The organism is Aquitalea sp. FG25 (genome assembly GCF_057809375.1).
Genome location: NZ_JBMDJV010000052.1, coordinates 1 through 6455, shown reverse-complemented (window position 1 = coordinate 6455; position 6455 = coordinate 1). Strand labels below are relative to the sequence as shown.

Sequence of the window (6455 nt, the reverse complement as noted above, 5' to 3'; positions counted from 1 at the left end):
GGGGTCACCTCAGAAAACGGAAAATAAAGCACGCTAAGCCGGTTGCAGCGGCCGTAGCGGCCTGAACTTGCCCGCGCCGATCTTGGCGCTGCTGCGCCAGAGGTAATCGCCGGTCAGGTTGATGTGCTCCCAGCCGAGCGGCGACAGGTACTGCAACAGGCCGTCATCGACGGCTTGACCGTGGCCACGCAAGGCGTTCGCGGCCCGCTCCAGATAGACCGTGTTCCATAGCACGATGGCCGCCGTCACCAGGTTGAGGCCGCTGGCCCGGTAGCGCTGCTGCTCGAAGCTGCGGTCGCGGATTTCCCCCAGGCGGTTGAAGAACACGGCGCGGGCCAGCGCGTTGCGCGCCTCGCCTTTGTTCAGCCCGGCATGCACGCGGCGGCGCAGCTCGACGCTTTGCAGCCAGTCCAGGATGAACAGTGTGCGCTCGATGCGTCCCAGCTCACGCAGGGCGACGGCCAGGCCGTTCTGGCGCGGGTAGCTGCCAAGCTTCCTGAGCATCAGCGAGGCCGTCGCCGTGCCCTGCTTGATCGAGGTGGCCATCCGCAGGATTTCATCCCAATGGGCGCGGACGTGCTTGATGTTGAGCGTGCCGCCGATCATCGGTTTCAACGCCTCGTAGGTGGCATCGCCCTTCGGGATGTAGAGCTTGGTGTCGCCCAGGTCACGAATGCGCGGGGCGAAGCGGAAGCCCAGCAGGTGCATCAACGCGAAGACGTGGTCCGTGAACCCTGCCGTGTCGGTGTAGTGCTCCTCGATCCGCAGGTCGGATTCGTGATACAGCAGGCCGTCGAGCACGTAGGTCGAGTCGCGCACGCCGACGTTCACGACCTTGGTGTGGAACGGCGCGTACTGGTCGGAGATATGGGTGTAGAACGTCCGCCCTGGGCTGCTGCCGTATTTCGGATTGATGTGGCCGGTGCTCTCGGCCTTGCTGCCGGTGCGGAAGTTCTGGCCGTCCGACGATGACGTGGTGCCGTCGCCCCAATGCTCGGCGAAGGGATGTCGGAACTGCGCGTTGACCAGCTCGGCCAGTGCCGCCCCGTAGGTTTCGTCGCGGATGTGCCAGGCTTGCAGCCAGGCCAGCTTGGCGTAGGTCGTGCCGGGGCACGATTCCGCCATCTTGGTCAGGCCCAGGTTGATCGCGTCGGCGAGGATCGTGGTCAGCAACAGGTTTTTGTCCTTGGCCAGGTCGCCTGACTTCAGGTGGGCGAAGTGCCGGGTGAAGCCCGTCCATTCGTCTACCTCCAGCAGCAATTCGGTGATCTTGACGTGCGGTAGGATCATCGCCGTCTGGTCGATCAGGGCCTGTGCGGTATCGGGCACCGCCGCATCGAGCGGCGTGATCTTCAGGCCCGACTCCGTGATGATGGCGTCCGGCAGCTCGTTGGCCAGCGCCATGCGGTTGACGGTGGCGAGCTGCGTTTCCAGCAGCGTCAGCCGGTCATGCAGGTACTGGTCGCAATCGGTGGCCACGGCCAGCGGCAATTCGCTGGCCTGCTTGAGGCTGGCGAATTTCGCGGGCGGCACCAGGTAGTCCTCGAAGTCCTTGAACTGGCGCGAGCCTTGCACCCAGATGTCGCCGGAGCGCAGCGCGTTCTTCAGCTCCGACAGCGCGCACAGTTCGTAGTAGCGCCGGTCGATGCCGGTGTCGGTCATCACCAGCTTCTGCCAGCGCGGCTTGATGAACTCGGTCGGCGCGTCGGTGGGCACCTTGCGGGCGTTGTCGCTGTTCATGCTGCGCAGCACCTCGATGGCGTCGAGTACGTCCTTGGCGGCGGGCGCGGCCCGCAACTTGAGCACGTCGAGAAATTCCGGCGCGTAGCGGCGCAGCGTGGCGTAGCTCTCGCCGATGCGGTGCAGGAAATCGAAGTCCTCGGGTTGCGCGAGCCGCTGCGCTTCGGTGACGCTCTCGGCGAAAGCATCCCAGGACATGACGGCCTCGATGGCGGCGAACGGATCGCGGCCCGCTTGCTTGGCCTCGATCAGCGCCTGGCCGATGCGCCCGAACAGCCGCACCTTGGCATTGATCGCCTTGCCGGATGCCTGGAACTGCTGCTGATGCTTGTTCTTGGCGGCATTGAACAGCTTGCCCAGGATGCGGTCATGCAGGTCGATGATTTCGTCGGTGACGGTGGCCATGCCCTCGATGGCGAGCGCCACCAGGGTCGCGTAACGCCGCTGCGGCTCGAACTTCGCCAGGTCGGCGGGCGTCATCTGGCCGCCCTCGCGGGCGATCTTGAGCAGCCGGTTCTGGTGAACCAGCCGCTCGATGCCGGAGGGCAGGTCGAGCGCCTGCCACGCCTTGAGGCGTTCGATGTGTTCCAGCATGTGCCGCGAGTTCGGTTTGACCGGGGATTGCCGCAGCCAGGCCAGCCACGTCGTCTTGCCGTTGTCGCGGCGCTTGAGCAGATCGTCGAGGCGACGGCGATGCACGTCCGTCAGCGGCTCAGCCAAGGCGTCGTAGAGACGCCGGTTGGCGCGGGTAATCGCTTCGGCGCTCGCCCGCTCGACGGCGTTGAGGGCGGGCACAATGACCGACTGCCGCCGCAGGTGCTCGATCAAGGCTCTGGCCAGCACGATGCCCTTGTCGGTTTGCATGGCCAGCTCGGTCAGCAACTGGACAGCCTGCCGGTAGTGGCCAATCGTGAACGGCTGGAAGCCGAACACCGTTTGCAGCTCGACCAGGTGCTCGCGTCGGGTCTGCTCACGCTGCCCGTACTCGTCCCAGCTTTCGATGCCGACCTTGAGCTGGTTGGCGACCAGTCTCAGCAATGGCGGGAACGGTGGCTCATCAGCGCCAAGGATGACGCCGGGAAAGCGCAGGTAGCAGAGCTGCACCGCGAAGCCCAGCCGATTGGCCGGGCCGCGCCGCTGCCGGATGATGGAGAGGTCGCTTTCGCTGAACGTGTAGTGACGGATCAACTCATCCTTGGTGTCCGGCAACGCCAGCAGGCTTTCGCGCTCGGCGGCGGAGAGGATCGAACGGCGGGGCATGCGGTTTCCTTCTTCTTGAAAACGTAGGTTTGTGACAAGCCCGCCAAGGCAACCGGCGCGGCACGGGAATCAAGGCATTGCGATTCTCGAAAATAGTTCTTGAAATTCTATTCTTGATTGCATATCATCTCAACGAGTTTCGATAAGAAAGGATGCGCATGCGACCGTCTGTTGTGCTTGACATGAAGCGAAGCGCAGTGCGTGAAGCGGTAGGCCGCTTTCGCGCCGCGAACCCGCGCGTCTTCGGCTCGGTGCTGCATGGCACCGACCGGGATGGCAGCGACCTCGACCTGTTGGTCGATGCGCTGCCCGGTGCCACGTTGTTGGACTTGGGCGATTTGGAAGAAGAACTGAAATCGCTGCTCGGCGTTGACGTCGATCTGCTGACTCCCGGCGACCTGCCGCCGAAGTTCCGGGCCAAGGTGCTCGCGGAGGCGCAACCGATATGAGCGAGAACCGCCTGCCCGATTACCTCGACCACATTCAGCAGGCCGCAACCGATGCGCGCAGCTTCGTGGAAGGGATGGCCAAGGACGACTTCTTGGCCGACAAGCGCACCCAGCAGGCCGTCATCATGAGCCTGATCGTCATCGGCGAGGCGGCCACAAAGGTGATGGATGGCTACGTCGAGTTCACCCAGGCGCATGCCGACGTGCCGTGGCGCAGCATGCGCAATATGCGTAATCGCATGGCTCACGGCTATTTCGACATCAACCTCGATGTGGTGTGGGAGACGGTACAGGAATGGCTGCCGGCGTTGCTCCAGCAATTGCCCGCCGTGCGTCAGGATGCCGACGATGAAGACCGTAACGACAAAGGCATGGAGCCATGACCAATCAAGCCGCCGATGTTCGGCCCCTCTGGCGTGTTCGATCCCGCGACCTATGAGCCGCGCTCGGGCAAGACCTTCTGGATGGCCGCAACGGACGTGAGTTCGCTGGTGGGCAAGGAGGCAGCAGCCGACACGCTCATCGGCAACTGCACGACCGCACGACCAGCCTCCCGTTCAAATTCGAGTTAGAATTCATATCCAGCCTGTCTGGGGGCACTGTGAAAGAGGGATCTCCGATGACTGTTGAATCGAGAATATTTTCTGTAGCCGAGTATGTTCAGCCGTCCGAAGGCGAGCCTATTCGTTCCGTTGTGCTTGAAACCCGAGACTCAATTATCGTGGTTTGGCATGTCCATCCCGGGCAGGAAATTGCGGCTCACATTCATCCTCACGGCCAAGACACGTGGACTGTTTTGTCGGGAATGGCTGATTACTTTCAGGGCAATGGGATTGTTCGTGCCCTCAGGGAAGGTGAGATAGCCGTGGCAAGACCGGGCCAAGTGCACGGGGCGCGAAATACAGGTACCGAGCCATTTGTGTTCGTCTCGGTTGTGGCATCAGCCAATGCCGGTTTCGTATTGGCTGAGCGATAGAGCCCAATCTCTGGAGTTGGTCCAATGAGCGGTCGGGGAGATAGGTAACAGACATGCAGCGGACACGGCTGCTAAACCAGGTCGCAAACCTCCTTGCGTCGCAGCGTGCCGCAAGCGACGCGATCAATCGAATGGGGTCGGCATGAGACTGAACACCATCCAGTTCCCGACCGCGTAGCCGCCTGTCCTGCCGATCAGGTCTTGACCATCGACGCCTGGGATCAGTCCTGAATGTTCTTGGAGACCACTACGTTATGAGCCGCAGCCGCCGCAAAACACCCATCGTCGGGCACACGACCTGCGGCAGCGAGCGCGAGGACAAGAAGCTCTGGCATCAGCGCTGGCGCACCCGTGAGCGCACGGCGCTGACCAGCGCGTCGCCCGAAGCCCTGAGCGCCCATCTGCCCCTGCTGGAAAACCAGGCCAGCAGCGTCTGGTCGATGGGCAAGGATGGCCGCTCCTACTGGCCCGTCAAGCGCCAGGCCGCCACGGCGGATCGCATCGCCAATCACAAGGGACGCAACCCGCAAGAACGCGCCTCCCTGAAAAAGCGCCTGCTGCGCAAGTGGATGAGCAAATGAAGCTCTCCTTCCATCAGCACATTGCGCTGTTCTGGATGATCGGTGCTCCGGGCGTCTTCGCGCCCGTGATCGAGAACGCCAAGCGGCCCGATGCCGGCGCCGTCATGGCGTGGGGTGTCGCGATCGTGGCGGTGATGATCCTCTTCACCCCTTTGCTGCTGCGCTGTCCACCATTCCGGCGCTGGTATGGCCGGACGGATGCGCTGTCGGAGCGGCAGCGCCAGGCGCTTGCCGAGCGCGGCCTGCGCCGCTACTACCAGACCGCTTTCGATGACGGCTACGTGCCCCGCGTGATGCCCTACGTGTGGCGCATCATCTGGACGGTCGGCGGGTTGATGGCTGTGACCGCCGTACTGCCTACCAACACCGGACGGCCAGCCTTCGATGCCTTGGTGGTCTTCTCGACCTGGTATCCGATAGGCGTGATGCTGCTGGTTTTCGCGTCGAGGCCCCTTGGCCGGTTGATTCGCCAAAGAGCACAGGAGCGGCGGAAATGAGCACGTCAACCATCGAGGCGCTGGCCAGCGCCTGGGCAAGGATTGCCGAGGAAGCGGAATTCCCCGCTGACTACGAGGGGACTGCCACACCACAAGCGCATCGGGCTAGCGAAGCTATTCAGGAGCAGATTCGGGAGCGCATCGTCGCCACCAACGACATGCGGCTGTTCAGCCTGCTGCACCTGCTGGGTCAGGCGTCGCTGCGCATGGAGCAAGCGCTGTGGCCGGAGGATTACGAGCGGATGACGCGCGAGGTTGAGGAAGCCCTGCGGCAAGCCACCGACGCCAACGCCAGATCGTACACCCACGAAGAAGTGATGCAGGCGATGCAGGAACGCATCGACCGGGCGCGAGACAAGCCATGTTGATTGGCTATGCGCGCGTCTCGACGCAGGATCAGAACCTGGAGCTGCAACGCGAAGCCTTGAGCAAGGCCGGATGTAAAAAGGTCTTCGAGGACAAGGTGAGTGGCACGCGGGCAGACCGGCCTGGCTTGGCCAAGACGCTCGAAATGCTGCGCGAAGGCGATACTTTGGTCGTCTGGAAGCTCGACCGGCTGGGCCGGTCGGTCAAGCAACTGGTCGATCTGGTCGGCGATCTGCACAAGCACGGTGTCCAGTTCAGGAGCCTCACCGACTCCATCGACACCGGCACACCATCCGGGCGGTTCTTCTTCCACGTCATGGCGAGCCTTGCCGAAATGGAGCGCGAGCTGACCGTCGAGCGCACCCGCGCCGGGCTGGAAGTCGCCAAGCAGCTCGGCCGCAAAGTCGGCCGCAAGCCGAAGATGACCGACAGCAAGATCGAGTCGGCCAAGAAGCTGCTGGCCAGCGGGGTGCCGCCCAAGGACGTGGCCAAGAACCTCGGCGTGTCCATTCCGACGCTGTACCGCTGGGTGCCAGCCTCCACGCACGCTTAGCGTGCTTTATTTTCCGTTTTCTGAGACGACCCC

8 protein-coding genes are annotated in these 6455 nt (G+C 63.2%); 7 read left to right on the top strand and 1 reads right to left on the bottom strand.

Annotated elements, in window-relative coordinates:
* Positions 1-33 precede the first annotated feature (33 nt).
* Complete coding sequence (locus ACODR9_RS24120; protein WP_003100881.1) at positions 34-3000, bottom strand: Tn3-like element ISPa38 family transposase; 2967 nt, start codon at positions 2998-3000, stop codon at positions 34-36.
* A 158-nt stretch (positions 3001-3158) separates the two neighbouring features.
* Here ACODR9_RS24120 and ACODR9_RS24115 point away from each other — a divergent pair, with 158 nt between their 5' ends.
* The 7 genes from ACODR9_RS24115 (at position 3159) to ACODR9_RS24085 (ending at position 6422) form a co-directional block, all read left to right on the top strand.
* Positions 3159-3449, top strand: a complete 291-nt coding sequence (locus tag ACODR9_RS24115) for a nucleotidyltransferase family protein (RefSeq protein WP_001247892.1) — start codon at positions 3159-3161, stop codon at positions 3447-3449.
* Positions 3446-3832 (top strand): HepT-like ribonuclease domain-containing protein, encoded by a 387-nt coding sequence (locus tag ACODR9_RS24110; protein WP_003100872.1) that lies wholly within the window; start codon positions 3446-3448, stop codon positions 3830-3832. Before ACODR9_RS24115 ends, ACODR9_RS24110 begins: the two co-directional genes overlap by 4 nt.
* A gap of 236 nt (positions 3833-4068) precedes the next feature.
* The gene (locus ACODR9_RS24105) at positions 4069-4425 is read left to right on the top strand and encodes a cupin domain-containing protein (protein ID WP_003465043.1); all 357 of its coding nucleotides are present in this window, start codon (positions 4069-4071) and stop codon (positions 4423-4425) included.
* A gap of 254 nt (positions 4426-4679) precedes the next feature.
* Complete coding sequence (locus tag ACODR9_RS24100; RefSeq protein ID WP_003100858.1) at positions 4680-5006, top strand: hypothetical protein; 327 nt, start codon at positions 4680-4682, stop codon at positions 5004-5006.
* Entirely contained in the window at positions 5003-5503 is a 501-nt protein-coding gene (locus tag ACODR9_RS24095) for a hypothetical protein (protein ID WP_003100856.1), read from the top strand. Before ACODR9_RS24100 ends, ACODR9_RS24095 begins: the two co-directional genes overlap by 4 nt.
* A complete protein-coding gene (locus tag ACODR9_RS24090; protein WP_003100853.1) occupies positions 5500-5871 on the top strand; it encodes a hypothetical protein in 372 nt (123 codons plus the stop codon). The genes ACODR9_RS24095 and ACODR9_RS24090 overlap by 4 nt, the downstream gene beginning before the upstream one ends.
* The gene (locus tag ACODR9_RS24085; RefSeq protein ID WP_488813180.1) at positions 5865-6422 is read left to right on the top strand and encodes a recombinase family protein; all 558 of its coding nucleotides are present in this window, start codon (positions 5865-5867) and stop codon (positions 6420-6422) included. Before ACODR9_RS24090 ends, ACODR9_RS24085 begins: the two co-directional genes overlap by 7 nt.
* The last annotated feature ends 33 nt before the right edge of the window (positions 6423-6455 follow it).

What these genes read in the sequence shown, in the direction of transcription:
- ACODR9_RS24095 (WP_003100856.1), top strand. Translation starts at nt 5,003, where the DNA reads ATGAAGCTCTCCTTCCATCAGCACATTGCGCTGTTCTGGATGATCGGT.
- ACODR9_RS24085 (WP_488813180.1), top strand. Translation starts at nt 5,865, where the DNA reads ATGTTGATTGGCTATGCGCGCGTCTCGACGCAGGATCAGAACCTGGAG.
- ACODR9_RS24110 (WP_003100872.1), top strand. Translation starts at nt 3,446, where the DNA reads ATGAGCGAGAACCGCCTGCCCGATTACCTCGACCACATTCAGCAGGCC.
- ACODR9_RS24105 (WP_003465043.1), top strand. Translation starts at nt 4,069, where the DNA reads ATGACTGTTGAATCGAGAATATTTTCTGTAGCCGAGTATGTTCAGCCG.
- ACODR9_RS24090 (WP_003100853.1), top strand. Translation starts at nt 5,500, where the DNA reads ATGAGCACGTCAACCATCGAGGCGCTGGCCAGCGCCTGGGCAAGGATT.
- ACODR9_RS24115 (WP_001247892.1), top strand. Translation starts at nt 3,159, where the DNA reads ATGCGACCGTCTGTTGTGCTTGACATGAAGCGAAGCGCAGTGCGTGAA.
- ACODR9_RS24100 (WP_003100858.1), top strand. Translation starts at nt 4,680, where the DNA reads ATGAGCCGCAGCCGCCGCAAAACACCCATCGTCGGGCACACGACCTGC.
- ACODR9_RS24120 (WP_003100881.1), bottom strand. Translation starts at nt 3,000, where the DNA reads ATGCCCCGCCGTTCGATCCTCTCCGCCGCCGAGCGCGAAAGCCTGCTG.